This is a genomic window from Nocardia sp. NBC_00403, assembly GCF_036046055.1.
Lineage (GTDB): Bacteria > Actinomycetota > Actinomycetes > Mycobacteriales > Mycobacteriaceae > Nocardia.
On sequence record NZ_CP107939.1, the window covers coordinates 7,353,264 to 7,379,747 of the forward strand.

The window sequence follows — 26,484 nt, forward strand, 5'->3', positions numbered from 1 at the left end:
GATCAATTCTGCTTGGCCGGCGGTATCTGCACCGTCGTTGTCGGCGGTGCGGTCGACGTTTTTGATGCCCCCGCGCCGCGGGAGTCCTGTCCGCCGACGATCGCCAGCGGATTCGCCAGTGCGGGTATCGAATCTATGGACTGCACCTGCCACTGCCCGCCGTTACGGACCATCGACAGCGGATATGCCAGCGTCGCTGTGGCGCCGCCGTCGGCCTTCGGGTTGATGGTGGCCAACACCTGAGCCTTGGTTTTGCCGGTGCCGCAACTGGTGTCATCGGCAGCGAGCGAGACGAGTTCGACGGCGGTGAAGGGAGCCGGTTTGAGGGCCGTGATAGCAGCGTCCTGAGCCGTGTACCGGACGACGTCGCCCGAATTAGCGAGCAGCGCACCGAGGAATCCGGCCGCGACCTGGGCCAGGGGCGTGTCCGCCGCACATGGGGTCGAGTAAGCCAGCGCCAGATCGGCGCCCCGCGCCGGTGGCTCCACCATCGCGGGCACCGATAACGCGCGTAACCGGCCTTCGGACAACGAGACCGCGACCCGGTAGAACAACCGGGGGTCGGCGGCCGTCGCCGTCGTGCCCTTGCCGACCCGAGCCGACACGGTCACCGACCAGACGTCGAGACCACCGGTGGACGTCACACGCGAGACATAGACGACGGCGGGATCCGACACCACCCGCGTGGCCGTCGGCAGCGATATCTGTTGCCCACCGCCGACATATTCGCCCACCCGATCCTGTTGTCCGGCAACAGCAGTCAGATAAGTGACGACAAATTGTTCGGCAAAGGCTCCCGCCAATTGCGCGCGTCCGACAATCGCGGTCGTGGTGTTGTCCGACAGCGGCGGCGGACCCGCGGAAAACATGCTGAAAATTGCGTGGCCACCACCGAGTGCGGCGAGTACCGCAAGCACGGCGACCAAGATATTGTCGCGGCGGCGTCGCGCGGCCATCCGGCGAAGCAAAGCTTCACCTGATTCTGCGCCGCGACCCACTGTCCTCACTCCCGAAATGGTAGAGAGCACAGCCGATCCCGACCGGCTATCCGTTCCCATGAGTGGGAATAGCACGTCACCACGCGGGGCTCCGCTGCACCCGGCCCGCCAACCAGTGACGCAGCTGATCGTCGTAGCCGATCGGCGCACTCAGTTGCCGCGGCTCCATAGAGGTACGGCTGGGCTCGAGGACCGGAACGTCGTAGCCGACCCGAACGAGTTGGGCGATCGCGAGCCGTCCACTGGAGTACCCCGGATACGGGTACAGCAGTACCGAAGTCGGGGTGTAGCCGCCGCCGTAATTGAGGGCGCGGACCGTGACGCCGACACTGTCGCCGGACTGGAGCCGAGCACTGAGCTCGACCAGACGGGACCGGTCATCGGAATGGAACACGTCCACCGGCCGGAACAAATAGTCCCATCGAATCCAGGGCGCCGGGTCGGTGAGCCAATGCGCGATGCTGGTGTGTTCGAGTTGAACGATGGCGAGATGAGTTCCGGCGCGACGGTGCGCCTCGCGCAGTCCGATTCGCTCGAGCGTCGGCCAGGCCGATGGCTCGTTGTCCGAGGTGATGTCCTCGATCAACCACCAGGCACCCCGCCCGCGCTCGTCGTCGCGGGCCCGAATGGTGATCCGCCACCGTCCAGGACGGGCCGGGCCATGCGCAACGGAAGTCTCGAACTGCAACTTGTCGCCGGGTTTGGGATTGTAGAGCAGATCGAGAACCTCGCCGTGCCGATCGAATGTCGAGACCCGATGAAACAGCTCGGCGATGGACATTCTCGGTACGTACTGCTCCGGAGAGATGCCGGAGAGCTGCGTCATGCCGCTTGGTTGTTCGATGGTCTGGCTGTCGAGGTCCCATATCGCGCCGACCGCAGGGCTCAACTCGGGCACCTGTGCGGTAGCAGGCCCGAGCCACAGCCGGATCGCGTGCACATCACCCGCCGGCCCGAATACCGGCCTGATCAGCAGCTTGTGCGGCCCGGATCCGGTCGGCACCGTGAGGTCGACGTCCTCGGCCTGGTCACGAGCCGCTCTGATGGCCTCGGTGAGCATCGGAGTGGTGAGATTGTCATAGAGCGCAGGCGTTTTCGACAGCATCCGCTGCAGCGCACGCTGCCAACCCGCGAAACCTCGCGGTTCATTGCCTATGGAGGCCACCGACATGACGCCAGGCGTCAGGGTTTCCACCGTCAGCCATGGAATCACTGCTTCACTACGCATCGCATATTGCCCGCTTCAGCCGTTGTTCCGGGCATGACCCAGATGAGACATCCCGTGACTTAGGCAATGTACCGTTGTTTAGCGGCTCAATGCAACCGTAGTTTTCGGACCGCATCCACCCGAACCCGCCGCTGGGCGCGACGGGCGGTCGTGCGGGTTACCGCCCCGGTCAGTCGCCCGGTGCCGTCAGCGCGAGCACGCCGGCACCCGCCAGTACGGAGATCGGGCCGAGCGTCGACTGCACCACACGCAAGCCGGACAGGAAGCTGAGCCTGGCATGGGTAGCGACCGCTTCGTTGAGCGGTTTCCACAGCGCGGGCCCGGCTTCGGAAAGAACTCCGCCGATGGCGACGAGATCGACGTCCAGCAGCGCCGCCACCGACGCGATCGCCCTGCCCAGCGCCGTGCCCGCCCGCCCCATCGCGGCGGCCGGGATTTCCTCGCCCATCACCGCGGCCTCGACCAGCGCTGGAACAGTCAGTCCCGTCCAGCCCTGCGCCTGCGCCCACCGCAGCGCCGCCGCGCCACCCGCGACCGCCTCCAGGCAGCCGCGACCGCCACAGTCACACCGGTCATCGAAACCCGGAACCAGTACGTGTCCAACGTGACCAGCGTTCCCGGTCCGTCCGACAACAACGAACCCACCCACCATGACCCCACCGCAGACACGGTCGGACACGTTGATCACCAACGAATCCATGACACCTTTGGTGGTGCCGAGATTCTGCTCGCCGAGCGCGAGACAGACCCCGTCCAGGGCAAGGCGGACACTGGCCGACGGAAACGCCGCCCGCGCCGCGGCGACGATGGCGAAACCCGAACGCCATTCTGGAACGTCGAGAGGCGCGACGACTCCGGCCGCCATATCGATCGGGCCCGTCGAGGCAATGCCCAACGATGCGATCTCCCGACCTGCGGCGACCTCGAGCAGCAGCTCCCGGCACTGTTCCCACGCACCACGCGCCGGCACCGGAATTCTGCGTACATCATCGGTATCCACGTCCGAGGCGATCTCGCTGACCGCGAACCACGAGGTGGCGATCTCCAGCGCCAGCACTGTCATGAGTTACCCACTATCCGAGAGAGATTCGTCGACGAAGCTGCACGCAGCCTAGTCACAGCGCCTCGGTCCCGGTGGGTTTCAGGGGCCTGCCGAGCACGATGTGCCTGCGCGGCGCCGTCAGCGCCGGCGTCGTACGAAGCTGCCGAGGACCATTGCGAATGATCTGCATCGGCCGCTTGTGATCAATCGGCGCGGTCCGGTGCCGGTCGAGATTCTCGACGACATTGCCGGAATTGTCGTATGCCACGCCCGCCCAGATCATCGCGCGGGGACCGTCACCGCGTTCGATGAGCGCCTGCACCATCTGCTCGCACTGCGCGAGTAATGGGCACCTCCGACACGTACCGACTGCGGTTCGCCAGGAGTCGGGGTTCCCGGCATCCATGTCCCAATCATCGGGCCCGTCCGCGCAGGGTGGGCGCTGGGTCGACTTCGTCTTGATCGGTGAGATCTTCGCCGGCGCAGGGGTTGCCGTCGCCCGCGGCGCGATACGCGTAATGCTCATAGCCATCTCCGGGGATGCCGAGGGCACGCCGACAGAGGCATGTCCCATGGATCGGAAGGTCATCAGGGCTGCTCGACAGTCCCCGGAACCCAGCCGCGATAGCTGGTAGACGCACGTTAGCGCGCGGTTGGCCCTACAGGCAACACTTTGCGCCACTAAGTAACGGCACGTTGACACGGTGGCAACCCTGCGATACCGTTTTTTGACGGCGCGTTATTGAACGGTCCATTTTCGAGGGGGCCCCGATTATGGTTTCCTGGTAAACATGGCTGCAGAATCACACTTCACAATCGACGAACTGGCACGGGCAGCCGACACCACCGTGCGCAGTGTCCGCGTGTATCACGAGCGAGGACTGCTGCCCTCCCCCGAGGTGCGCGGGCGGATCGGTTACTACGGGTCGGACCATCTCGACCGGCTGCAGACGATCAGCCGCCTGCTGGGTCGCGGCATGAAGCTCAATGGGATCCGCGAGTTGTTGGAGGCCTGGGATCGCGGCGACGGACTCGCCGACGTCCTCGGCGTCAGCAGTCAGGACAGCCCGGAACCGGCCGCTTCGGCGGAACCACAGCCCGAAGACAGCTATCCCGACCTTCCCGAGTACGCGAAGCGGGCCCTCGCCACCAGCGACGACCCGCTCGAGGCCTATCGGCTCACGAACCCGCGGGCCTGTGATCTGGCCACCCGGCTCGCCGACTCCGGATTACCTGCGACGGACACCTTCCATCTGGTCGAGCGGCTCCGAGCGGACTGCGATCGGATCGCCGACCGGTATGCCACGGAACTGTTCTACCGACTGGCCGGGCAAACCTATGAGCAGTCCCAACGGACGCCGAAGGATCGCGCCAAGCTCGAGACCGATCTGGCCATCGCACGGCTCATCGTCACCCGTGCCGCTTCGGAACTGATCGACGAGGCTTTCGCCCGGCATTTCGAGCTGCCCGCGGCTTCCCCGCGCGCCGCAGACCCGCACTGATCGGCCGATTCGGCAGCCCATCGTCGTGCTGTCGGCCCCGACGTCGCACCTACAAGCCGAACGCCTTGTTGATGGCTGCCATGTCGAAGTAGTCGCGCCAGGCGGTAATGGCACCGTCGGTCACCTCGAAGACGCCCATCACCGGGAGCGGTGTGTCGCGGCCGTTGCCACGCAACGTATCGGTGCGCTCGTTCATGACCACGTTGCCGTTGACGACCTGATGGTGGATGTCGAAGTCGATGGCGTCGAAGGTGGTGAGGAAGCCTGCGATGAAGTCGCGGATGGCCGTGCGCCCGTGAATCGGCTCCATCGGGATGTTGTGGTAGACGGCGTCTTCGGCAAAGAAGGCGCTGATCTTGTCCGGGTCGGGATCCGACCAGCTCCTGCACATGGCACTGACGACCTCGTCGGGACTCGACATTCGGCTCACTCGCTTTCTCGCGCCGACACGGCCGTGCCGCATCGCTCGGTTCGATCTCTCCGATTACACCAAACGCTTGCTTGGTTCGGACGCGGTTCGGAGAGATCGAACCGGGACGCCTACCGGCGCACCTCACTTCCGACGAGCAAGTCCCGCTGCGGCACGCCGGTGTAGAGCGACAGCGGTCGAATGAGAGCGTTGGCTGCCGACTGCTCGGCGATGTGTGCAGTCCACCCGGTGATACGGCTCATCACGAAAATCGGCGTGAACATCTCGATATCGAAACCCATCAGGTAGTAGGCTGGGCCCGCCGGGAAGTCCAGGTTGGGTTTGATGCCGGTGGCCTCGGCCATCGCGCGCTCCAGCTCGGTGTACATGCGCAGCCAACGCTGACCGCCGGCCACCTCCGCCACCAGTTCCAGGGCGGCGCGCATGGTCGGCACCCTGGAGTCGCCGTTCTTGTAGACCCGGTGCCCGAAACCCATCACCTTCTGTTTGCCGGAGAGCTTGGCGCGCAACCATGCCGCTGCCAGCTCGGGATCACCTATTTCCAGCATGGCCTGCATGACAGCCTCGTTGGCGCCACCGTGCAGCGGACCTTTGAGCGCACCTATGGCCGCGGTGATCGCGCTGTACATGTCCGATCGGGTGGAGGTGACGACCCGGGCGGCGAACGTCGACGCGTTGAAACTGTGCTCCGCGTACAAAGTCAGTGAGATTTCGAAAGCACGGACAATGCGCGGGTCGGGAACCCGCCCGAAGCACATATTCAGGAAGTTCTCGGCGAATCCGAGCTGCGAATGCGGCGCAATGGGATCCAGCCCACGGCGGCGGCGCATGTCCGCGGCGATCACCGTCGGCAGCACCGCGGTCAACCGCAGCGCCTTGGCCAGCAGCGCCTGCTGCGAGGGCGCATCGCCGAGGTCCTCCTCGGGATCTTCCGCGCCCAGGTAACTGACCACCGTCCGCACCACATCCATCGGATGGCAGGATTCCGGCATCTTCTCGATCAGGGACAGGATCGAACGATCTACCCGCCGCTGTGCGCGTTCGCGCTGGCTGAGCAGTTGGAGCTGGGCAGCGTCGGGCAGTTCGCCGTACCAGAGCAGATAGGCGACCTCCTCGAAGCCGCAGTGCCGCGCCAGATCCTGCACCGCATAGCCGCGGTAGGTCAATGAGTTGGTCTCGGGCACCACTTTGGAGATGGTTGTGGTGTCGACAACCACTCCGGCCAGGCCCTTCTTGATCTCGGTCATGTCGATCACTCGCTCACGGTGAAATTGAAGATTCCGGAATCGAAGTCGTTGTACTTCTGATATTCGAGCAATTCATAGAGTCGCGCTCGGTGCTGCATCCGCCCGACCAGATCGGATTGTGTTCCGGTGTCCGCGATTTCACGCAAACCCTGTTCCACCGCAAACATCGCCAGACGCAGCGTGGTGACGGGATAGATCACGGCGTTGTAGCCGAGGTCTTCCAGCGCCCCGGCCGAGAGCAATTCCGATTTGCCGAACTCGGTCATATTGGCGAGTAGCGGAACATTTACCGCCGCACGGAATTTCGCGAATTCGGCGGCATCGGCCAGCGCCTCGGTGAAGATCATGTCGGCCCCGGCATCCGCATATGCGCTAGCCCGTTCGATGGCCGCGCCCAGTCCCTCGATGCCGCGTGCGTCGGTACGCGCGCAGATGACGAAGTTCGGGTCGCGGCGAGCCGTGACGGCTGCGCGGATCCTGCGGACCATCTCGTCTGCGGTGACAACCGCTTTGCCGTCGAGATGGCCGCAGCGTTTGGGATTGACCTGGTCTTCGATGTGACAGCCCGCCAGCCCGGCGTCCTCCAGCAGCGTGACGGTGCGTGCGGCGTTCATCGGCTCACCGAAGCCGGTGTCGGCATCGATCAGTATCGGCAGATCAGTGACCGAGGCGATCTGCCTGCCGCGCGCGGTCACCTCGGTCAGGGTGGTCAGACCGATGTCCGGCAAGCCGAGCTCCGCCGACATCACCGCGCCCGACACATAGACGCCTTCGAAGCCGATCTCCTGGATCAGCTTGGCCACCAACGGATTGAAAGCTCCGGGCCACCGCTGGATACGGCCGGACCCGAGACCCGCGCGCAGGGCGACACGCTTCTGTCCCGCGCTCGTCGCGGCGGCAATCGGCCCGCTCACCACGAACACCGCTTTAAGCTGGCGGTATGACCGACGACCAACCCCTGCGTTACCGACTGATCACCGGCGTCGACGACGCGGCATTCTGCGAGCGGGTCAGCGACCTGCTCGATCAGGGCTATCGGTTGCAGGGTCCCCCCGCCGTTACTTACAACGGCGAGAATGTGATCGCCGCGCAGGCGCTGGTCTGGGGGTATTGACGGTGCTGTCGCCGCAGCAGCGGTGATCGTGGACATCAGAAGATCCCCTCGCCGGTCGCAGGCGCACGGTCGAGCACGGCGTCGGAGACGGTGAACGTCAGCTGATCCAGTTCACCCGCCGCCAGTTCCGGGGTCCGCTGCGCCGCGTCGAGGAAGCGATCCTGCTCGCTTGCGCTCAGCACGCCCTCGGCCAGCGACCGGAACTTGGCGACGTATTGCTCGCGGGCGAACGGCCGCGCACCGAACGGGTGAGCATCGGCGACCGCGAGTTCGTCGACGATGGTCTCGCCGCTCTTCAGAGTCACCACAGCCCGCGCCCCGAACGCCTTTTCGTTCGGATCGGTGGCGTGATAGCGGCGCGTCCACTCCGGGTCCTCGGTGGTGGAGATCTTGCGCCACAGTGCGACGGTGTCGGGCCGCTGCGCGCGCTCCGACGCATAGGAGCGCTCGTGATGCCAGGCGCCGTCCTGGAGCGCTACCGCGAAGATGTAGGGCACCGAGTGATCGAGGGTCTCCCGACTGGCCTGCGGATCGAACTTCTCCGGATCTCCGGAGCCGGTCCCGATCACCACATGGGTGTGATGGCTGGTGTGCAGCACGATCGAGGCGATCTGATCGAGATCGCCGATGCGGCCGCGCATTCGGCGGGCCAGGTCGATGGGCGCCTGACTTTGGTACTCGGCGGAATGCTCCTTGGTGTAGCTGTCCAGAATCGCGCGCTTGGCCTCACCGGGCCCCGGCAGTGGCACCAAGTATTCGGCATCCGGACCACCGAGCAGCCAGGCGATGACACCATCGGCGCCCTCCCAGATCGGTGCGGGCGCGCCCTCGCCGCGCATCGCCCGGTCGATGGCCTCCACCGCCATTTTCCCTGCGAAGGCGGGCGCATAGGCCTTCCAACTGGAGATCTCGCCCTTGCGTGACTGGCGGGTGGCGGTCGTGGTGTGCAGGGCTTGCCCGATCGCCTGATAGATCGTCTCGGCGTCCAATCCGAGCAGCGTGCCGATCCCCGCGGCGGCCGACGGGCCGAGATGCGCCACATGATCGATCTTGTGCTCGTGCAGGCAGATTCCCCGCACCAGGTCGATCTGGATTTCGTAGCCGGTCGCCAGGCCGCGTATCAGCTCGGCGCCGGAGCGGCCGGTGTGCTGGGCGACCGCGAGGATCGGCGGGATGTTGTCGCCGGGGTGCGAGTACTCGGCGGCCAGAAAGGTGTCGTGAAAGTCGAGTTCGCGCACCGCGACTCCGTTCGCCCACGTCGCCCACTCCGGCGACGCCCGGTGCGCTGTGGGCACACCGAACACAGCCGCTCCCAACCGCCCCGGTCGCGGGGTGTAGGGCTGTGCGGTCGCCTGTAGCCGGGCACTGGTGACGGGACGGCGGAGCACCGAAGCCGCGGCGACCGCCGCGTTGTCGATGAGTCGGTTCACGATCATCTCGGTCACCTCGGCGGTCACCTCGACCGGGTCGGTGGCGACCTCGGCAATCTTGGTGGCAAGGTGTTCCGAGCGCGGAAAGTCCTCGGCGGCGCTGCGTGAGCGTACAGTGTGAGTCTTCATGCATCCTCCGGTTCAGTGTCACTTCGCACGCTACGCAGGACCGATTCGATGCAGAACACCTTGCAACGGCAGAATTTTGCGGGCGAGATTTGCATATTTTGCGATGTTTGCGAATTCCGGCCGCTACCATCTTGCACGTGCGCAAGATGTACGCGGGCGCCCGACTACGGCGGTTGCGCGAAGAACGGCGAATGACCCAGGCAGCCCTGGCGAAGTCGCTCGATCTATCGCCCAGCTACCTCAACCAACTCGAGCGTGACCAGCGACCACTCACCATCCCGGTACTGCTGAAACTCAACTCCACCTTCGACCTCGACGTGCAGTTCTTCGCCGCCGACTCGGACGCGCGGCTGGTCTCCGACTTGCACGAAGTGCTGGTCGATGCCGCGGGCGGCGACAGCGCGCCGCTGACCGAGGTGGAGGAACTGGCGACCCGGCTACCCGAGGTGGCCAGGATCGTCGTCTCGATGCACCGGCGATTGCGCGCCGCGACCGACCAGCTCGACCTGCTCTCGGCGCGGGTGGCCGCCCCAACCGGCACGCCCGGCACACCCATGCCCTATGAGGATGTGCGCGACTTCTTCTACGACCATCACAATCACATTCCGCAACTCGATCATGCTGCCGAACAGCTCTTCGAGGAATGCGGCATGACCATCGGCTCGCTCGATCGGCAACTCGCCAGAGTGGCCGAAGAGCGCGCGGGTGTAACGGTTCTCGTGCGCGGCGACGGCGCCGACCCATCGATCCCGAAACGACACTACGACCCGGAAAGCCGCACACTGACGCTGGCTCGACGGCTGCGACCCGGGCAGCGTGCCTTCCAGATCGCCACCACGCTCGGATTCTTGCTCTTCGGAAAAGAGCTGGACGCGGTGCTGGCCGAAACCCCCTCGCTGACCGGCGAATCCCGCGCGCTCGCACGCATCGGACTTGCCAACTACTTCGCCGGCGCATTAGTGCTGCCCTACGGCCGGTTCCTGCGCTCGGCCGAGGAGCTGCACTACGATATCGACCTGCTCAGCCTGCGGTTCGAGGTCGGTTTCGAAACGATCTGCCACCGGCTGAGCACCCTGCAGCGCCAGGGTCAGCGCGGCGTGCCGTTCTTCCTTGTCCGCACCGACCGCGCTGGCAATATCTCGAAACGTCAGTCCGCCACCGCATTCCATTTCTCCAGAGTCGGCGGCAGCTGTCCGCTGTGGGTGGTGCACGAGGCGTTCGCCAGCCCGGGCCGCGTCTCGAGGCAGATCTCCGTGATGCCCGACGGTCGCCGCTACCTGTGGATCGCCCGCACCACCATGACCGCGCCGCACGGATTCGGTACGTCCACAAAGAACTTCGCGATCGGGCTCGGCTGCGATATCGAATACGCCGACCGCCTGGTGTATTCGACCGGCCTCGACCTCGACGACCCCACCACCGGGGTACCGATCGGTGCGGGCTGCAAGGTCTGTGAACGCCCCTCATGTCCCCAGCGTGCCTTCCCCAATATTGGTAGCCCCCTTGCAGTCACCGAGCACACCAGCACAGACCTCCCGTATCCCCGCTCGGCGCGCTGACGGCCGGCCGCACCCCACACGATTCGGCCGAAACCGTTTCGGAGCATGGAGATTTCAGGGAGTTCGGTGCGGCCACCGCTCCGAGTGGGGCCGATCAGGATTTGGCTAGGTATTCGATGCGCTCGCCATCGACCGCGGCGTGCATCATGCCTGCCAGGCCCGGGTGCTTTGCCAGGCCGGGATCGGCCGCCACTACTTTCCTGGCCAAATCCTGTGCGGCGGTAATGACTTCGAGGTCGTCGAGCAGCGAGAGCAGTCGCAAGGAGCGGGCGGTGCCGGATTGGGCAGCGCCGAGGACGTCGCCTTCGCGGCGTTGGCGTAGGTCGAGGACGGCGAGTTCGAACCCGTCGGTGGTGGCCGACACCGCATTCAGCCGTGCCATGGCGGTGCCGCCGGGGTTGGCGTCGGTGACGAGCAGGCAGAGACCGGCATGTTTGCCGCGGCCGATACGGCCGCGCAGCTGGTGCAGCTGGCTGACGCCGAATCGGTCCGCATCGAGAATCACCATCACGGTGGCATTCGGGACGTCGACGCCGACCTCGACGACGGTGGTGCAGACAAGGACATCGATGTCACCGTCATTGAAAGCACGCATCACCTGGTCTTTTTCATCCGACGGCAGCCTGCCGTGCAGCAGGCCGACGCGGACGCCCGACAGCGGGCCGGCGCGCAGCGTGTCGAACACCTCGACGGCGGCCTGCGTCGTCGGGCCCTCCTTCTCGGGTTCGGGCTTGTCGCCGGATTTCGACCGGCCGTTGCGGGACTTGCCCGCGCGGGCGGCGTCCTCGTCGTCACCGATCCGGGAACAGACAACATAGGCCTGCCGACCCGCCGCGACCTCTTCGAGGATCCGTTCCCAGGCCCGATCGACCCAGCTCGGATGCTGCTTGCGCGGCACCACCTTCGAGATGATCGGCGAACGTCCCCTCGGCAGTTGGGTGAGAGTGGAGGTCTCCAGATCACCGAGTGTGGTCATGGCGATGGTGCGCGGAATCGGCGTCGCGGTCATCACCAGCAGGTGCGGACTGGAGCCGGCTTTCGCCTTGGCGCGCAAAGCATCCCGCTGCTCGACACCGAAGCGGTGCTGTTCGTCGACCACCACCATGCCGAGATCGAAGAACTCCACGGCGTCCTGGATCAACGCATGGGTGCCGATCACGATGCCTGCCTCGCCGGTGACCGCGTCGAGCAGCGCGGCCTTCTTCGTGCCCGCCGACATCGAACCGGTGACCAGCACGACCTTGGTGGCCTGCTCCGCGGCGCCCAGCTCGCCTGCGGTGCCGAGGTCGCCGAGCATCGCGCGCAATGACCGATAGTGCTGAGCGGCAAGCACTTCCGTCGGCGCCAGCAGCGCGCACTGCTGGCCCGCATCGACCACCTGCAGCATCGCGTGCAGCGCGACGATCGTCTTGCCCGAACCCACCTCGCCCTGCAGCAAACGGTGCATGGGATGGGTACGCGAGAGGTCAGCGGAGATCTCCGAGATCACCTGCCGCTGCCCTTCGGTCAGTTCGAATGGCAGGCGGGTGTCGAAGACCGCGGCAATGCCGTCGGATCGTGGCGGGCACGGCCGCGCCGCGCGTCCCTCCACCTCGTGCCGACGTTCGGCGAGCACCAGCTGCAATGCCAGCGCCTCGTCGAAACGCAAACGCTCCCTTGCCTGCTCGATGTCGGTCTTGCTCTCCGGCAAATGGATCAGCCGCAGCGCTTCGGACACCTTCAGCAGCCCGCGATCCGCGCGTAGGTCGGTCGGCAACGGATCGTCGATCGGGTCCAGCTGATCGAGCACCTGCCGGACACAGGCGAGCAGATCCCAGCTCTGCACCTTCGCGGTAGCGGGATACACCGGAATGTATTCCCGTTCGAAGAAGGAGACATCCACGCCTCCAGCGCCTTTCGCGCTCTGCGCCAGCCCGCGCAGCGCACCGCCGCCGCGCACCGAGGTCAGGTTCTCGACCGAGCCGTCTTCCTTCTCCGGCAGGATCAGATAATCGGGATGCGAAAGGTTCCACCGGTCCGGCCGCCACCAGTGCACGGTGCCCGACATCATCGCCCGGACTCCTTCGCGGACAAGGTAACTCACCTTGTCTCCATTGAAGAAGGTGATCTCGATCGGACGCACCGAGCCGGTGTCGAGGACGACCTTGAGCAGCCTGCCCCTGCGGTTCTTCATCGGCCGCAGTTCGGTTTTGGTCACCCGGCCGATGACGGTGATATGCGCGCCCTCCTCGGGCTCTTCCTGCGTGAGGGGCTGGCCCTGGGTCGCGTAGCGCAGCGGGTAGTGCCGCAGCAAGTCCTCGACCGTGTGCATGTCGAACGCGTCGGCCAGCGGCTCGGCCGCCTTCACGCCGAGCAGGTGGTCGAGCCGATCGCTCAATGTCGCCATGGATCTATTCCACCCCTATCTGCACCAGATCTCCTTGCTGCCCACCGGAATACACGGTGACCTCGATACCGGGGAAGCCCTCGACGATGTGCGTGGTCAGTTCGTCGGCGAGCCCGGCGGGCGCCGACCGGCCCATCAGCAGGGTGACCAGGTCACCGCCGAAACCCAGCATCCGGTCGAGCAGGGTCAGTCCCGCTGTCCGTACATCCCGATCGATCACCACCACGTCGTGACCGACCAACCCGAGCCCGTCACCGGATTCACAGGTGCCGACCATGGTGAGCGCGCGGCCGGTGGCCGCGCGCAGCGAACCCCAGCGGGTGGCCGCGGCCGCCTCGGACATCGCGAAGGCGTCGTCGACCGCGATCCGGCCACGATCGTGCACGGCCAGCGCCGCCAGTCCCTGCACCATGGATCCGCTCGGCAGCAGCAACACGTCGCGTTGTGCGTCACGGGCCGCAACGCCGACGGCGACCAATTCGTGTGCGGGCAGCGCACCATTGGGCAGCACCAGCACCTCACGGTTGGGCAGCCGCCGGATCGCGGCGAGCAGCGCGGCGCTGGTGACCGGGCCGTCACCGCCGAGCACCACCGCGCCCGCGGCCTCGAACAGCGCGGCGGCTCCCGCTCCCGCCGCAACAGCGAGCACCCCGCGGTCCGCCGGCTCACCGCGTGCGTTCAGACCGCCGCGCACATCGATCGCGGCGTGCCGAGCGCCATCGTCGCGAACAACCGCCCCGTCCCGAGCAACTCCACCGTCCCGAACAACTGCGCGATCCCGGGCAACTCCATCGTCCGGAACAACTCCACGGTGTCCAACGGTGTCGGCGACGAGTCCAGCGTGGGCGGCCGGTGCGAGGGCATGCGCGACACCGTCGACACCCGCGGCAATGTCGGCATGCGTATGGCCGACCTGTGCGGTGATCGCGAAGCTTTCGATCCTGATGTCGCTCAAGGTGCCTGCGACCAGGCCCGCCTCGACCGCAGCGCCTGCATCCGCACAGTGCACATGCGCCGACCACGACCCACCGCCGTCACCGACCACAACGACGGAGTCCCCCAACTCGGCCAGCGCCGCACGCAAGCGGATGACCTGCCGCTCGTCGGTCTCGGTGAGCACATACATCACTTCGAAATGCGGCCCTGGCTCCGCGACGTCGGGCACGTCCACGCCGGACCCGCCGATTTCACCGCGAACGTACTCCGGCCTGGCAGGCGTCTCCCCCAGTGTGACCGAGACCAAACTGTCGAGCAGCACCACAAGTCCGCGCGCTCCGGCATCGACCACCCCGGCCTCGCGCAACACCCCGAGCTGCGAGGGCGTGGCGCCGAGCGCCTCGGCGGCTCCATCGGCCGCCGCCACCGCCACCTCGGCAAGAGCGGGATTCGAACAGGCCGCGGCACAACCGGCCGCGCAATCCAGCACCGTGAGAATCGTGCCCTCGACCGGGACGCTGAGTCCCTCGCGCACCAGAGCGGAGGCCCGCGCCAAAGCCTCGCGCAGCGTGCGTCCCGTGAGCGGTCCGCCGTGCACCGCTTCGGCGATGCCGCGCAGCACCTGCGAGAGGATGATTCCGGAATTGCCGCGGGCCCCGAGTGTCGCCCCACGCGCCATCGCGGAGGCCACATCGTGGGCGGATACCGCGCTCCCCGGCGCGCGATACGAATGCGCGGAAACCACCGCGGCGTCGGCGGCCTGCATTGCCGCGCGCATGGTTGCCAGCATGTTGGTGCCGGTGTCGGAATCGGCGATCGGGAAAACATTGAGCGCGTTGATCTCCTCGCGGCGCCGCTCCAGGCCCGCGAGGCAGACCCGGCCCCAGCGCAGTAGCGCTGTGCCGTCCAGAGCACTCGGGCGGACAAAGGTCCGGCCATCGCTCATCGTGTCCCGCACTCCGGGCACCTTCACCTCTCTCCACCTCGTCGATACCGCGATCGGCCACCGCACTGCGTGACCCGCGTACCACCCGCACGCCAGGTTAGCGGGCGATACCGACAGCGGATTCGGGACACCGAATCACTACACTGGGCGGCGCCCGACGGTGGTTGCCGTGCGTGCTCCGGCCGCCCGGTTTGGCGGATCGGGGGCCCGGCAGCTAATCTTGCAGGGTTGCCTCGCGCGGCCGTCGCCGGTTTGCGCTGGCCGACATCAGTCGGCAAGGCATTTGACATTGTTTCCGGACATGCTGCCGCAATGCAGCAGTCCCCACATGACATGAAGGAGTTCGCGACTATGGCTGCCGTCTGCGACGTCTGCGCCAAGGGCCCCGGCTTCGGGAAGTCGGTCTCGCACTCGCACCGGCGTACCAACCGTCGCTGGAACCCGAACATCCAGACCGTTCGCGCCCAGGTTGCGCCGGGTAACACCCGCCGCATGAACGTGTGCACCTCCTGCCTCAAGGCAGGCAAGGTCGCCCGCGGCTGATTCAGCCGCACCATACCGACACACGCCCCGGCACCCTTTGGGTGATCCGGGGCGTAGTCATAGATAGGGCCGTTCGGCGACCATGGTGATCATGACCCCGTGGCAGATCGTCCCGCTCGCCGCCGAACACACCCGCAGCCTGGCCGAGTGCCACATCGCCTGCTGGCGCGAGGCCTACCAGGACCTGGTACCAGCGCACGTGCTCGCCGCCTTCGACGTCGAACGACGGACGGCACAGTGGGAACGCAATCGGATCACATACCCGGGACATACCCACGTCGCGCTCGTCGACGACGAAGTGATCGGCTTCGTCAGCGCGGGCCCGACCCGCGACCGGCCTCCGGTGCCCGCAACCGAATTGAATGCGCTGTATGTCCGGTCCCCCTGGTACGGCACCGGCATCGCGCACGAGCTGATTCACACGGTTCTCGACCCGCAGACACCGTGCTCGCTGTGGGTGTTCGAGGAAAACCCGCGCGCGCAGCGCTTCTACCGCAAGCACGGCTTCGAACTCGATGGCACACGCCGGGTCGAAGCGTTCACACCCACGTTCGAGGTTCGGATGGTGCGCTTTCCGCACGATAGTGTGCAGTCATGACCTCCTCCACCGAGACCGAGTACGTCACCACCGTCGACGGCGTGCTGCAGATCACCATCGCCACCTCAGCCAACGGCACCTCCATGGATTTCGCGGGTATCGCCGCGGGTTCGGCCGCCTTGCGGACCCTCGGTTCCGATGTGGGTGCGGTGCTGTTGACCGGAACCGGTGCGAATTTCTGTGCAGGCGGCAATGTGCGCGGCTTCGCGGCGGCCGAGGATCGCGCTGCGCATATCCACGGTCTCGCAACGGATCTGCACGAATTCGTCCGCGCGCTCGACGAGACGGTGGTGCCGGTGGTCGCCGGGGTCCAGGGCTGGGCGGCGGGCGCCGGGATGAGCCTGGTCTGCCTCGCCGACATCGCGCTCGGTGGCCCGAGCACCAAACTGCGGCCGGCCTACCCGGGTATCGGACTGAGCCCGGACGGCGGCATGTCGTGGACGCTGCCGCGCATCGTCGGCGCGGGGCGGGCTCGCGAAATCCTGCTCACCGATGCGGTTATCGATGCCGAAACAGCCGTGCGCCTCGGCATCCTCAGTCGCGTGGTTGCCGACGACGACGTGCGTGCCGAGGCGCTGAACCTGGCTCGCAGCCTTTCCCGCGGACCTCGATCGACCTATGCGAGCATCAAATCACTTCTGGTGCAATCGTCTTCGGCGACGCTGAGCGAGCAGCTCGACTACGAACGCGATGCCATCACCGCGGCCGCCAACGGCCCCGCCGGGCGGGAAGGCGTCGACGCGTTCGTCGAGAAGCGTAAGCCCAATTACGTGTAGCGCCGGGCCGGGCTAGGGCGTCGAGGCCAAGACGAATTTCGCGACGGCGTCGGTGAAGGCATCATTGTCGTCACCGGCGGCCGTGTGCGCCGCACCGCCGATCTCGACCAGCTCGGCGTGTGGCACCAAATCCTGAAAAGCGGCCGCGCCCTCGGCACTGACCACATCCGACTGCATGCCCCGCACGAGCAAGACCGGGATGGTCAGTACGCGCGCGGCGGCTTCCATCTCGTCGGTCATGTCCGTTGCATCCTCGACGCGATTCTTCAGCATGTCGGGATCCCAGTGCCAGTACCAGCGACCGTCACGCTCACGCAGATTCCGCAGCAGCCCGTCGGAGTTCTTGGGCCGTGGACGGTGCGGCATGTATTCGGCGACCGCGTCGGATGCCTGCTCGACGGTGTCGAAACCGTCGCGATGCTTGCCGAGGAAGTCGATCACCCGCGCGACCCCGTCATGCTCGGGGCGGGTGACGATATCTACGAGGACGAGCGCGCTGATCGCCGCGCCACCGGGGACCGTGGTCGTCAACAGTCCGGTGATCCCGCCCATGCTCGCACCCACGACTACAGCTGGGGCGCCCAACTGCTCCAGCACCGAAACAAGGTCGGCGACCATCGTTTCGCGGCGGTAATCGCTGTCGGGCGCCCACTGGCTGTCGCCGTGGCCGCGCGCGTCCAGAGTGACGACCTGCATCCCGGCGGCAGCCAGCTTCGCACCCGTCTGCTTCCACGAGTGCCTGGTCTGCCCGCCACCGTGGAGGAACAGGACGAGCGGACCGTCGGCCGGGCCGAACCGGTCGGCGGCCAGCTCGATTCCACCCGACCCGCGCAGCCGCAGCCGGACCGGATCGAGAAGATTGTTCGCATTACTCACGATCCGAGGATCGCACAGTTAATCCGAGGGGTTGATCGAGCCCCGGTGAATGGACCTCAGCAGTCCCACTTGCCCGACGCGCTCAGTGTGCGCTGGAGCAAGCACGCGACCGTGGCGTTCACCGAGGAGGAGATGGTGGAAGAGCCGGTAGAGGTCATTTCCTCGCCGACGGGCGCCGCGGTGGTGTCCACGGCGGCGGCGGGCTCGAGCGCCAACGGCGCCGCACTTGCCGCCGCAGTCCCGCCTGCCAAGGCCGCACAGAGGGCCAGGGTGGCGATGGTGCCGCGCAGTGCGCCGCGGACAGTTCTGGTCTGCATAAAAGAGCTCCTCACTTGTTTTCCTCGTCAGCGCCCGCAATCAGGGCAGGCGCCAGTCCACCGGTTCGGCGCCCAGTTCGTCGAGCAGTTCGTTCACTCGGGAAAACGGGCGGGAACCGAAGAATCCGCGAGACGCGGACAGCGGAGACGGATGCGCGGACTCGATGTAGGGCACCTCGGCCTCGGCCAGCGTCGGCTTGAGCGTCGAGGCGTCCTTGCCCCACAGAATCGCGACCAGCGGCTCGTCGCGCGCAACCAGCGCGCGGATCGCCTGCTCGGTCACCGCCTCCCAGCCCTTGCCGCGATGGGAGGCCGGCTGGCCCGGCGACACCGTCAGCACTCGGTTCAACATCAGCACACCCTGATCCGACCAGGGGCTCAGGTCACCGCAGGACGGTGTCGGGTGACCGAGGTCCTTGGTGTACTCGGAGAAGATATTGGCCAGGCTGCGCGGCACCGGCGAAACATCCGGCGCGACAGAGAAACTCAGCCCCATCGCGTGCCCGGGCGTCGGATAGGGGTCCTGGCCGACAACGAGCACCCGCACTGCGTCGAACGGACGCTGGAAGGCGCGCAGCACGTTCTCGCCCGCTGGTAGATAGCCACGCCCCGCAGCGTTCTCGGCACGCAGGAATTCGCCCATGGCGGAGATCTGTTCCTCCACCGGTCCGAGAGCCTGCGCCCAACCCGGATCCATGATTTCCGTCAATGGTTTCGCGCCCATGACCGGACAACTTATCCGGTCGCGGCGTCGGATGCCGAGTCCGCCCCGCTGAAGGATTCCCAGCCTCCCGCGCCCGGCCGCGGCGCACCATCGACGGTGACGCCGTGACCTGCCAGCACCCGCCCGATCGGCACCCAGCCGGCGGGCAGAAACCGCTCCTGCGGCCAGGTGGCGACGAAGGCGTGATCCTCGCCGCCGGTCAGAATCCATTGCGCCGCATCGGCATCCAGCTGTCGGGCGATTTCCTCGAGCGCGGCGTCCCGCAATGCGGCGGAGTGCAGATCGATGGCGACCCTGGACGCCTCGGCAATGTGTCCCAGATCGGCGAGCAATCCGTCCGACACATCGGTGAGCGCATTCGGCGCGGTCCTGGTGCGGTGCCCGGCAGATCCGATGACACCCGACCCGAATACCGCCGCGCCACGGGACTGCGGCGGTTCGTGGTTCGACCCGAGCACTCCGTCCTCCGGTGGCGCATCGGGTCCGCTTTCGCCCGCGTCGCGCCCACCGGCGGAGTCCGACAGCGCGTCCAGCACCGTGGCATACGGCGGCTGCGGAACCCGGTGCGCCGCAACCACATCGACAAAGGTCTCGATGTTCGGATCGACTGCCGTGGTCAGCACGGCGAGGCCCGCCGCCGACCAGCCGAGGCGGCCCGCCACCGCGACCGTATCCCCTACCCGGGCACCGGCTCTGGTGAGGGGTGCACGACCGCGCAGATCACCGAACGCCGTCACCGACAGCACGATCTCCGGGCTGAGGACCAGATCGCCGCCCGCGATGGAACCACCGGCTCTGGCCGCCTCGGCCCACATCCCGTCGGTCAACCCGTCGATCACCTCGACCGGGGTGTCGGCCGGGCAGCCGAGCGCAACCACGAATGCGGTCGGCACCGCGCCCATCGCGACCACGTCGGCGGCGTTCTGGGCAATCGCCTTGCGGCCGATGTCGTGCGGACTCGACCAATCGAGCCGAAAATGCCGACCCTGCACCAGCATGTCGGTGGTCACCACGAACCGCCCGTCCGGCGCCGCGACCAGCGCGGCATCGTCACCTGGTCCCAGCAGCACCGCACGCGTCTGCACCCGGCCCGCGTTGATCCGCTCGATCAGCGCGAACTCCCCCAGCTCACGCACCGTCTTCGGCCCCGTGCTCTCGCTGATGACCGGTCCCTTCCCGACATGCTGCTGGCTGGAATCGCCACGACGGTACTCTTTCCAGGGCAATCGAGTACTACTGGGCCGGTGCGTAGCACCCGCGGCGGGAATACCCGCGGCACGCCGACCGGCGCGATCCCGACTAGGAAGGACCGGTGAACATGGCGGCGAATTCGTCGAAGCCCGATTCGTCGGAGACCAATTCGTCGCAGGCCGACTCGCCGGAGACCGGGCCGTCGCACGCCGACTCCCGACACACCGAACCGGCGCAGACAGAACCGGCGCAAGCCGACTCCCAACACACCGAACCGGCGCAGACCGACTCCCCGCAGACCGACGAAGTGGCGCAGGCCGACTCCTCGCGGGCCAACCCGGCGCAGGCCGATTCCTCGCACCCTGACCGGTCGCAGGTCGACCCTTCGCAGCCCGAACCGTCCGAGACCAACTCGCACAGAGCCGATGCCTCGGCGGGCACACCCGAGCAGACCGCCGCCAACGTTGAAGCCGACTCAGCATCGGGCATCGAGAGCGCCACGACAGCCAGCGACAAGGGCGCGACCAGCGACAGCGACAGCGACAGCGAATCATCCTCCACCCCTCGCCCCTACCCGCCCGCACTCATCGCCACCGCCGTCGCACTGCCAGTCGTGCTGATCGTCGCCATCCTGGTGGCCGCAGTCCTGGCCCGCAATACGCCGACCGAGCGCGAACCCCTGGTACTCGGTCCGGTCCCCGCACCCGCCGCCGACGGCACCGCGTGCACCACGCTGTTGCCCGTGCTGCCCGTCGAGCTGGGCGACTACACCAAGTCCCAACTGGTGGAGCCCGCACCGCCCGCCACCCGCGCCTGGCAGCGCAGCGACGGCGGCGACCCGATCGTGCTGCGCTGCGGCCTGGACCGTCCGCTCGAATTCAACCGTGCCTCTGCCCTGCAGATCGTGAACGGCGTCCAATGGTTCGAGGCCCGCGACCCAGCAAGCAAGGCAAGCACCTGGTTCGCCGTCGACCGCGAAACCTACATCGCATTGACCATCCCCGACGGCTCGGGCCCGACACCGCTGCAAGCAGTTTCGGACGCCATCACCGCCGGTCTCCCGGCAAAAGCGATCGATCCGGGCCCGCTGCCGAACTGAGTACAGTTCCGACAACTGCCCGAGCCCCGCGGTTCTCGCGGTTGGCAGGTCCTACGACACAACCTGGCCGGATGGCATCCGCACCCGGGGTGTAGCTGCAACCCTGTGTGTGACGGGTGTCAGGCGACAGGGGTGTGGGATCGGGCAGCGGCTATCGCAGGCCGGTACCTCGGGCCAGTGCGGTTTCGATCAGGGTGGAAACCAGCGAGGCATAGTCGATTCCGGTTGCTTCCCACATTCGGGGGTACATGGAGATCGAGGTGAAGCCGGGCATGGTGTTGATTTCGTTGATCACGGGGCCGTCCGCGGTGACGAAGAAGTCGACGCGGGCCAGGCCCTGGCAGTCCAATGCCCGGAAAGCCCGAACCGCGAGTTCCCTGATGCTGTCGGAGACGTCGTCGTCGAGCTTGGCGGGGACGTCGAATTCGCAGACGTCGTCGAGGTATTTGGTATCGAAGTCGTAGAAGTCGGGTACGTCGGTGTCGGCGGCGGGCATCCGGATCTCGGCGACCACGCTGGCCTCGATCCGGCCGTCCGGGAATTCCAGTACGCCGCACTCGACTTCGCGTCCGACGATGCCTGCCTCCACGATCACCTTCGGATCGTGCGTGCGTGCCGTCGCTATGGCGGCGTCCAGCTCGCTCCAGTCGGTGACCTTCGTGATGCCGATCGAGGAGCCACCGCGCGCGGGTTTGACGAACACCGGCAGCCCGAGTCGCGCCCGGTCCGTATCGTTGACTGTGGCAGTGCCTGGTCGCAGCACCGCCTGAACACCGATCGGCAGGCCCTCGGCGGCGAGCAGTTTCTTGGTGAATTCCTTGTCCATGCCCGCCGCACTGGCCAACACGCCGGGCCCGACGTATGGGATGCCGGTCAGCTCCAGCATGCCCTGCAGGGTGCCGTCCTCGCCGAACGGGCCGTGCAGGATCGGGAACACCACGTCGACCGAACCCAATGCGGCGCTGGGATCGTCGAGCGCGACCAGTGCGCCGGACCGGCTCGGGTCGGCGGCCAAGGTCAGCGCAGTGCCGGTGCTGTCCACCGACGGCAGGGCGTTGCTGCCGCTGAACCCGAGGGCGGCGATATCGGAGCTGCCGAGCACCCAGCTGCCTTCGGCGGTGATGCCGATCGGCACCGCCTCGTACCGTTCGGGATCCAGGTTGCGCAGCACACTGCCGGCCGACACACACGAGACGGCGTGCTCGTTACTGCGCCCGCCGAACACCACAGCCACCCTGATCCGGTTCGTCATGCACCGAACCGTACCCGTTACCGCGGCCGCGCCCACCTTCTGCCCGGACGCCTCCGAGGTCAACGCGGTGCTCGGAACTACTCCGGCTTGATCCGTCTGCCGAGCAGGGTACCCACCGCCGCACTGACCGAAATACCCTCGTGGCAGACCTGGTGCACGGCGTTCGTCAGCGGCATCTCGACGTCGTGCGCCGCCGCGAGCGCACGAATGGATGAGCACGACTTCACACCCTCGGCGACCTGCCCATGTGTGGCTGCCTGCGCGCCCTCCATCGAACCACCCGCGCCGAGCACATGCCCGAACGACCGGTTACGTGACAGCGGCGAGGTGCACGTCGCGACCAGGTCGCCGACACCGGCTAGCCCGGCGAGAGTGACCGGTTCGGCGCCGAGCGCGACCCCGAGCCTGATGATCTCGGCGAGCCCGCGGGTGATCAGGCTGGCGATCGAATTGTCGCCCAATCCCATTCCGGACGCGATACCGCAGGCGAGCGCGATCACGTTCTTACATGCGCCACCGATCTCACAGCCGATCACATCGGTGTTGGTGTACGGACGGAAGTATCCGGTCGCGCTGGCCTGTTGCAGCGCCACCGCGCGTGCGGCGTCGGTGCAGGCGATCACGGTGGCCGCCGGCTGTCCCGCGGCGATCTCCTTGGCCAGATTCGGACCCGACAGCACCGCAATCCGGCTCGCCTCGGCCCCGGTCACCTCACCGATCACCTGGCTCATCCGCAATAGCGTGCCGGTTTCGATGCCCTTGGCCAGGCTGAGTAACGAGGCATCGTGATCGGACACCGCTGTCGCGATCGCATCGTTCCACTTCTCGAGATTTCCGCGCAGGGATTGGGACGGCACGGCAAGCACAATGATCTCCGCACCCGCGAGCGCGCGCACATGATCATCGGTAGCCGCGACGGCGGGCAGCTGCACGCCGGGCAGATAGAACGGATTGCGATGATCGGTTGCCAACGCCTCGGCCACCTCGGGTCGCCTGGCCCAGATCGTGACCTCGGTGCCCGCCTCCGCCAACACCTTCGCGAACGCGGTCCCCCATGATCCCGCGCCCAGCACCGCAGCCCTCGTCATCTGCCCAATATGCCATGGAAGGATTGGGCGCATGCGTCCGCACGCCGTGCACGCCGTGATCGCGGTGAAAAGCCTCGACCGGGCCAAGAGCCGTCTGTCCGATCGGCTGCGCCCGGAGCATCGGGCGCGGCTGGTGCTCGCCATGCTCGCCGACACCGTGACCGCTGCCGCTGCCGCGGCGCAGGTCGTCTCGGTCACGGTCGTCACCCCTGACCCCGCAGTCGCCGACCTGGCGCGCACCCTCGGCGCCACCGTGCATCCCGAGCCACGCCGGGACGCGATCGATCCCGCCGATCCGGACGGCCTGAACACCGCGCTGACCGACGCCGCGAGCGCGCTGCGGCATCGGCACGGTCCGATCGATCTACTGGCCCTGCAGGCAGACCTGCCCGCCTTGCGACCGGAGGAACTGTCGGACATGCTGGCGACCGCGCCGCCGGGCGTGCGCTCGATCGTCGTCGACCACGCGGGTACCGGCACCGCGGCACTACTGGTCCGCGCCGCCACCACCGCACTCGATCCGCGCTTCGGACCCGACTCCGCCCGCCGGCACATCGCCGCGGGCGCAGTCGATCTGCGCGGCGAATGGCCGGGGCTGCGGCTGGACGTCGACACCGCCGACGATCTCGATCTCGCTGTCGATCTCGGAGCCGGGGACGCCACCCGGGCCGTCCTGTGCGACATCGGCTGGCCAGGTCACGTTCACGAGCAGGTTCGACGCGTGTGCTAGATGATCGCCACAACAGGGTGATGCTCATATCAATCACGATGTCCGGCTGCACACGGTCGGTTTTGTAGGGGATGATCGTGTGCGTGAGTGAGCGAAGCGAGCGAACCATCTATGAGCGCGCATCGCGCATGTCAGAGCCGAGCGCCAGCGAGGCGCGGGCATGAGTGATACCGAAACCGTCAAGTCGCAGCAACTGCTGCCCACGCCGCCGCCCGCCGCGACACCTCCTTCGGAGGACTCGCAGGCCGAGCGGTTGCCACGTGATCGCTACCTGAATCGCGAGCTGAGTTGGCTCGACTTCAACGCCAGGGTGCTCGCCCTTGCCGAAGACGAGTCGCTGCCGTTGCTGGAGCGGGCGAAATTCCTGGCGATCTTCGCCTCGAATCTCGACGAGTTCTATATGGTCCGCGTCGCAGGCCTCAAGCGCCGCGCCGAGACCGGACTTTCGGTCCGCTCGGCGGACGGCCGCTCGCCCTCCGAGCAATTGGCGATGATCGCCGCGCGGGCCCAGGAGATCGCCGACCGGCACGCCCGCGCCTTCCTCGACTCCGTCCTGCCCTCCCTGACCGCCGAGGGCATCGCGATCATCGGCTGGACCGACCTCGACGACGATGAGCGCCAGCGCCTCTCGAGCCACTTCCAAGAACAGGTCTTCCCCGTGCTCACCCCGCTCGCGGTGGACCCGGCGCACCCGTTCCCCTACATCAGCGGGCTGAGCCTGAACCTCGCGGTGACGGTGCGGGATTCCGCCACCGGCGGCGAACACTTCGCCAGGGTGAAGGTACCCGACAACGTCGATCGGTTCGTCCGGGTGCGACGCAGCGACTCCGGTTCCCTCATCGCGGCATTCCTGCCGATGGAAGGGCTCATCGCGGCGCATCTGGATCTGCTGTTCCCCGGCATGAAGGTGGTCGAGCACCACGCGTTCCGCATCACCCGCAACGCCGATTTCGAGGTCGACGAGGACCGCGACGAGGATCTGCTGCAGGCGCTGGAGCGCGAACTCGCGCGGCGGCGCTTCGGCTCGCCGGTGCGACTCGAGGTCTCCGACGATATGACCGAGCACATGCTCGATCTGCTGCTGCGTGAGCTCGAGGTCGACGCCGGCGATGTCATCCAGGTGCCCGGCCTGCTCGATCTGTCGTGCCTGTGGCAGGTCTACGGCGTCGACCGGCCGAACCTCAAAGACGCGCCGTATGTGCCCGCGACCCCGCCCGCCTTCGGTGAGCGCGAGACCCCGCGCAACGTGTTCGCGGCGCTGCGCGAGGGCGACGTGCTGGTGCACCACCCCTATGACTCGTTCTCCACCAGTGTGCAGCGCTTCATCGAGCAGGCCGCCGCCGATCCGCAGGTACTCGCGATCAAGCAGACCCTGTACCGCACCTCCGGTGACTCCCCGATCGTGAATGCGCTCATCGATGCCGCGGAAGCGGGCAAGCAGGTCGTCGCGCTGGTCGAGATCAAGGCCCGCTTCGACGAGCAGGCCAACATCAAATGGGCGCGGGCCCTGGAGCAGGCCGGCGTGCACGTGGTGTACGGCCTGATCGGCCTCAAGACGCACTGCAAGACGTGTCTGGTGGTGCGGCGTGAGGGTGCGACCATCCGCCGCTATTGCCATATCGGCACCGGAAATTACAACCCGAAGACCGCACGCCTGTACGAGGACGTCGGATTGCTCACCGCCGCACCGGAAATCGGCGCCGATCTGACCGACCTGTTCAATTCGCTGACCGGTTACTCGCGAAAGGCCAACTACCGCAACCTACTTGTTGCACCGCAAGGAGTACGGGCCGGAATCATCGAGCGGATCCAGCGCGAAACGGAGCTGGCGCAACAAGGCATTCCGGCGCGAATTCGGTTGAAGGCCAATGCGATCGTCGACGAACAAGTGATCGATGCGCTCTACCGTGCATCACAGGCAGGCGTCCCGGTGCAGATCGTGGTGCGCGGCATCTGCGGGCTGCGCCCCGGCGTTCCCGGGATGAGTGACAATATCGAGGTCCGCTCGATTCTCGGCCGTTTCCTCGAGCATTCGCGGATCATGCACTTCCAGGCCCAGGACCAATACTGGATCGGCAGCGCCGACATGATGCACCGCAACCTCGATCGTCGCGTCGAAGTGATGGCCCAGGTGAAGGATCCACGGCTCACCGAGCAGATGGGCGCGGTGTTCGACTCCGCACTGCATCCGATGACACGGTGCTGGGTGCTGCAGGCCGATGGCAGTTGGCATGCCAGGCCCCAACGAGCAGGCGAGAACGGCGAACAAGTGAGAGACCACCAAGAGTTCCTGATGCGATTGCGGAGACCAGATCAGCCGTGAGTGATGCCACGGGATACGAG

General features: G+C 66.8%; 25 protein-coding genes. 9 read left to right on the forward strand and 16 right to left on the reverse strand.

Annotated elements, in window-relative coordinates; genetic code table 11:
- Nucleotides 1–2: 2 nt before the first annotated feature.
- The 4 genes from OHQ90_RS32960 to OHQ90_RS32975 all read right to left on the reverse strand — a co-directional run bounded on the left by OHQ90_RS32960 (nucleotide 3) and on the right by OHQ90_RS32975 (nucleotide 3,794).
- Nucleotides 3–1,007: a conjugal transfer protein gene (locus OHQ90_RS32960; protein WP_328404211.1), complete on the reverse strand. Its 1,005-nt coding sequence runs from the start codon at nucleotides 1,005–1,007 to the stop codon at nucleotides 3–5.
- Nucleotides 1,008–1,074: 67 nt separating this feature from the next.
- A complete protein-coding gene (locus tag OHQ90_RS32965; protein ID WP_328404213.1) occupies nucleotides 1,075–2,226 on the reverse strand; it encodes a GAF domain-containing protein in 1,152 nt (383 codons plus the stop codon).
- Between the two features lie 169 nt (nucleotides 2,227–2,395).
- Nucleotides 2,396–3,289, reverse strand: coding sequence for an ROK family protein (locus tag OHQ90_RS32970; protein ID WP_328404215.1), 894 nt, complete (start codon nucleotides 3,287–3,289; stop codon nucleotides 2,396–2,398).
- Between the two features lie 52 nt (nucleotides 3,290–3,341).
- A complete protein-coding gene (locus OHQ90_RS32975) occupies nucleotides 3,342–3,794 on the reverse strand; it encodes a hypothetical protein (protein ID WP_328404217.1) in 453 nt (150 codons plus the stop codon).
- A gap of 265 nt (nucleotides 3,795–4,059) precedes the next feature.
- Here OHQ90_RS32975 and OHQ90_RS32980 point away from each other — a divergent pair, with 265 nt between their 5' ends.
- Nucleotides 4,060–4,770 (forward strand): MerR family transcriptional regulator, encoded by a 711-nt coding sequence (locus tag OHQ90_RS32980; RefSeq protein WP_328404219.1) that lies wholly within the window; start codon nucleotides 4,060–4,062, stop codon nucleotides 4,768–4,770.
- Nucleotides 4,771–4,819: 49 nt separating this feature from the next.
- Here OHQ90_RS32980 and OHQ90_RS32985 read toward each other — a convergent pair whose 3' ends face one another.
- The 3 genes from OHQ90_RS32985 to prpB form a co-directional block, all read right to left on the reverse strand.
- Complete coding sequence (locus OHQ90_RS32985; protein WP_328404221.1) at nucleotides 4,820–5,191, reverse strand: nuclear transport factor 2 family protein; 372 nt, start codon at nucleotides 5,189–5,191, stop codon at nucleotides 4,820–4,822.
- A 119-nt stretch (nucleotides 5,192–5,310) separates the two neighbouring features.
- Nucleotides 5,311–6,447 carry a bifunctional 2-methylcitrate synthase/citrate synthase gene (locus OHQ90_RS32990; RefSeq protein ID WP_328413275.1) on the reverse strand — a complete coding sequence of 379 codons (1,137 nt, stop codon included), beginning with the start codon at nucleotides 6,445–6,447 and terminating at the stop codon, nucleotides 5,311–5,313.
- 5 nt (nucleotides 6,448–6,452) lie between these two features.
- Nucleotides 6,453–7,361, reverse strand: coding sequence for a methylisocitrate lyase (gene prpB / locus OHQ90_RS32995; RefSeq protein ID WP_328404223.1), 909 nt, complete (start codon nucleotides 7,359–7,361; stop codon nucleotides 6,453–6,455).
- A gap of 26 nt (nucleotides 7,362–7,387) precedes the next feature.
- Between prpB and OHQ90_RS33000 the strand changes: the two genes are divergently transcribed.
- Entirely contained in the window at nucleotides 7,388–7,561 is a 174-nt protein-coding gene (locus tag OHQ90_RS33000; RefSeq protein ID WP_328404225.1) for a DUF1737 domain-containing protein, read from the forward strand.
- A 35-nt stretch (nucleotides 7,562–7,596) separates the two neighbouring features.
- Here OHQ90_RS33000 and prpD read toward each other — a convergent pair whose 3' ends face one another.
- Nucleotides 7,597–9,120, reverse strand: a complete 1,524-nt coding sequence (gene prpD, locus OHQ90_RS33005; protein WP_328404227.1) for a 2-methylcitrate dehydratase PrpD — start codon at nucleotides 9,118–9,120, stop codon at nucleotides 7,597–7,599.
- 137 nt (nucleotides 9,121–9,257) lie between these two features.
- On the opposite strand from prpD, the gene OHQ90_RS33010 reads away from it, so the two are divergent.
- Entirely contained in the window at nucleotides 9,258–10,679 is a 1,422-nt protein-coding gene (locus OHQ90_RS33010) for a short-chain fatty acyl-CoA regulator family protein (RefSeq protein WP_328404229.1), read from the forward strand.
- Nucleotides 10,680–10,773: 94 nt separating this feature from the next.
- Here the strand turns inward: OHQ90_RS33010 and recG are convergent, their stop codons facing one another.
- Both recG and OHQ90_RS33020 read right to left on the reverse strand, forming a co-directional pair.
- Entirely contained in the window at nucleotides 10,774–13,065 is a 2,292-nt protein-coding gene (gene recG / locus OHQ90_RS33015) for an ATP-dependent DNA helicase RecG (protein WP_328404231.1), read from the reverse strand.
- A 4-nt stretch (nucleotides 13,066–13,069) separates the two neighbouring features.
- Entirely contained in the window at nucleotides 13,070–14,947 is a 1,878-nt protein-coding gene (locus OHQ90_RS33020; protein ID WP_328413277.1) for a DAK2 domain-containing protein, read from the reverse strand.
- A 351-nt stretch (nucleotides 14,948–15,298) separates the two neighbouring features.
- Here OHQ90_RS33020 and rpmB point away from each other — a divergent pair, with 351 nt between their 5' ends.
- From rpmB to OHQ90_RS33035, 3 genes are all read left to right on the forward strand, one after another.
- Entirely contained in the window at nucleotides 15,299–15,490 is a 192-nt protein-coding gene (rpmB, locus tag OHQ90_RS33025) for a 50S ribosomal protein L28 (RefSeq protein ID WP_039799620.1), read from the forward strand.
- A gap of 91 nt (nucleotides 15,491–15,581) precedes the next feature.
- Nucleotides 15,582–16,088 (forward strand): GNAT family N-acetyltransferase, encoded by a 507-nt coding sequence (locus OHQ90_RS33030; protein WP_328404233.1) that lies wholly within the window; start codon nucleotides 15,582–15,584, stop codon nucleotides 16,086–16,088.
- Nucleotides 16,085–16,864, forward strand: a complete 780-nt coding sequence (locus OHQ90_RS33035) for an enoyl-CoA hydratase/isomerase family protein (protein WP_328404235.1) — start codon at nucleotides 16,085–16,087, stop codon at nucleotides 16,862–16,864. Before OHQ90_RS33030 ends, OHQ90_RS33035 begins: the two co-directional genes overlap by 4 nt.
- Nucleotides 16,865–16,876: 12 nt before the next feature.
- Here the strand turns inward: OHQ90_RS33035 and OHQ90_RS33040 are convergent, their stop codons facing one another.
- The 4 genes from OHQ90_RS33040 to thiL are packed head-to-tail and all read right to left on the reverse strand — an operon-like array spanning nucleotide 16,877 to nucleotide 19,917.
- Nucleotides 16,877–17,740: an alpha/beta fold hydrolase gene (locus OHQ90_RS33040; RefSeq protein ID WP_328404237.1), complete on the reverse strand. Its 864-nt coding sequence runs from the start codon at nucleotides 17,738–17,740 to the stop codon at nucleotides 16,877–16,879.
- Between the two features lie 56 nt (nucleotides 17,741–17,796).
- The gene (locus OHQ90_RS33045; RefSeq protein ID WP_328404239.1) at nucleotides 17,797–18,057 is read right to left on the reverse strand and encodes a hypothetical protein; all 261 of its coding nucleotides are present in this window, start codon (nucleotides 18,055–18,057) and stop codon (nucleotides 17,797–17,799) included.
- Between the two features lie 40 nt (nucleotides 18,058–18,097).
- The gene (locus tag OHQ90_RS33050) at nucleotides 18,098–18,781 is read right to left on the reverse strand and encodes a uracil-DNA glycosylase (RefSeq protein ID WP_328404241.1); all 684 of its coding nucleotides are present in this window, start codon (nucleotides 18,779–18,781) and stop codon (nucleotides 18,098–18,100) included.
- Between the two features lie 11 nt (nucleotides 18,782–18,792).
- Nucleotides 18,793–19,917, reverse strand: a complete 1,125-nt coding sequence (gene thiL, locus OHQ90_RS33055) for a thiamine-phosphate kinase (protein ID WP_328413279.1) — start codon at nucleotides 19,915–19,917, stop codon at nucleotides 18,793–18,795.
- A 182-nt stretch (nucleotides 19,918–20,099) separates the two neighbouring features.
- Between thiL and OHQ90_RS33060 the strand changes: the two genes are divergently transcribed.
- Nucleotides 20,100–21,071: a DUF3515 domain-containing protein gene (locus tag OHQ90_RS33060; protein ID WP_328413281.1), complete on the forward strand. Its 972-nt coding sequence runs from the start codon at nucleotides 20,100–20,102 to the stop codon at nucleotides 21,069–21,071.
- A 151-nt stretch (nucleotides 21,072–21,222) separates the two neighbouring features.
- On the opposite strand, the gene OHQ90_RS33065 is transcribed toward OHQ90_RS33060, so the two are convergent.
- Together OHQ90_RS33065 and OHQ90_RS33070 are read right to left on the reverse strand one after the other, a co-directional pair.
- Nucleotides 21,223–22,323, reverse strand: coding sequence for a D-alanine--D-alanine ligase family protein (locus OHQ90_RS33065; RefSeq protein ID WP_328404243.1), 1,101 nt, complete (start codon nucleotides 22,321–22,323; stop codon nucleotides 21,223–21,225).
- Between the two features lie 77 nt (nucleotides 22,324–22,400).
- Nucleotides 22,401–23,411, reverse strand: coding sequence for an NAD(P)H-dependent glycerol-3-phosphate dehydrogenase (locus tag OHQ90_RS33070; protein ID WP_328404245.1), 1,011 nt, complete (start codon nucleotides 23,409–23,411; stop codon nucleotides 22,401–22,403).
- A gap of 31 nt (nucleotides 23,412–23,442) precedes the next feature.
- On the opposite strand from OHQ90_RS33070, the gene cofC reads away from it, so the two are divergent.
- Both cofC and OHQ90_RS33080 read left to right on the forward strand, forming a co-directional pair.
- Nucleotides 23,443–24,141, forward strand: coding sequence for a 2-phospho-L-lactate guanylyltransferase (cofC, locus tag OHQ90_RS33075; protein WP_328404247.1), 699 nt, complete (start codon nucleotides 23,443–23,445; stop codon nucleotides 24,139–24,141).
- A gap of 160 nt (nucleotides 24,142–24,301) precedes the next feature.
- Nucleotides 24,302–26,464 carry an RNA degradosome polyphosphate kinase gene (locus tag OHQ90_RS33080; RefSeq protein ID WP_328404249.1) on the forward strand — a complete coding sequence of 721 codons (2,163 nt, stop codon included), beginning with the start codon at nucleotides 24,302–24,304 and terminating at the stop codon, nucleotides 26,462–26,464.
- Nucleotides 26,465–26,484 lie beyond the last annotated feature (20 nt).

Coding starts and splice junctions, on each gene's coding strand:
- OHQ90_RS32965 (WP_328404213.1), bottom strand. CDS start 2,226: ATGCGTAGTGAAGCAGTGATTCCATGGCTGACGGTGGAAACCCTGACG.
- OHQ90_RS33030 (WP_328404233.1), top strand. CDS start 15,582: ATGACCCCGTGGCAGATCGTCCCGCTCGCCGCCGAACACACCCGCAGC.
- OHQ90_RS33065 (WP_328404243.1), bottom strand. CDS start 22,323: ATGACGAACCGGATCAGGGTGGCTGTGGTGTTCGGCGGGCGCAGTAAC.
- OHQ90_RS32990 (WP_328413275.1), bottom strand. CDS start 6,447: ATGACCGAGATCAAGAAGGGCCTGGCCGGAGTGGTTGTCGACACCACA.
- rpmB (WP_039799620.1), top strand. CDS start 15,299: ATGGCTGCCGTCTGCGACGTCTGCGCCAAGGGCCCCGGCTTCGGGAAG.
- OHQ90_RS33045 (WP_328404239.1), bottom strand. CDS start 18,057: ATGCAGACCAGAACTGTCCGCGGCGCACTGCGCGGCACCATCGCCACC.
- OHQ90_RS33080 (WP_328404249.1), top strand. CDS start 24,302: ATGAGTGATACCGAAACCGTCAAGTCGCAGCAACTGCTGCCCACGCCG.
- OHQ90_RS32975 (WP_328404217.1), bottom strand. CDS start 3,794: ATGAGCATTACGCGTATCGCGCCGCGGGCGACGGCAACCCCTGCGCCG.
- OHQ90_RS33060 (WP_328413281.1), top strand. CDS start 20,100: ATGGCGGCGAATTCGTCGAAGCCCGATTCGTCGGAGACCAATTCGTCG.
- OHQ90_RS33035 (WP_328404235.1), top strand. CDS start 16,085: ATGACCTCCTCCACCGAGACCGAGTACGTCACCACCGTCGACGGCGTG.
- cofC (WP_328404247.1), top strand. CDS start 23,443: ATGCGTCCGCACGCCGTGCACGCCGTGATCGCGGTGAAAAGCCTCGAC.
- OHQ90_RS33020 (WP_328413277.1), bottom strand. CDS start 14,947: ATGAGCGATGGCCGGACCTTTGTCCGCCCGAGTGCTCTGGACGGCACA.
- OHQ90_RS32980 (WP_328404219.1), top strand. CDS start 4,060: ATGGCTGCAGAATCACACTTCACAATCGACGAACTGGCACGGGCAGCC.
- recG (WP_328404231.1), bottom strand. CDS start 13,065: ATGGCGACATTGAGCGATCGGCTCGACCACCTGCTCGGCGTGAAGGCG.
- OHQ90_RS33000 (WP_328404225.1), top strand. CDS start 7,388: ATGACCGACGACCAACCCCTGCGTTACCGACTGATCACCGGCGTCGAC.
- OHQ90_RS33070 (WP_328404245.1), bottom strand. CDS start 23,411: ATGACGAGGGCTGCGGTGCTGGGCGCGGGATCATGGGGGACCGCGTTC.
- prpD (WP_328404227.1), bottom strand. CDS start 9,120: ATGAAGACTCACACTGTACGCTCACGCAGCGCCGCCGAGGACTTTCCG.
- OHQ90_RS32985 (WP_328404221.1), bottom strand. CDS start 5,191: ATGTCGAGTCCCGACGAGGTCGTCAGTGCCATGTGCAGGAGCTGGTCG.
- OHQ90_RS33050 (WP_328404241.1), bottom strand. CDS start 18,781: ATGGGCGCGAAACCATTGACGGAAATCATGGATCCGGGTTGGGCGCAG.
- OHQ90_RS32970 (WP_328404215.1), bottom strand. CDS start 3,289: ATGACAGTGCTGGCGCTGGAGATCGCCACCTCGTGGTTCGCGGTCAGC.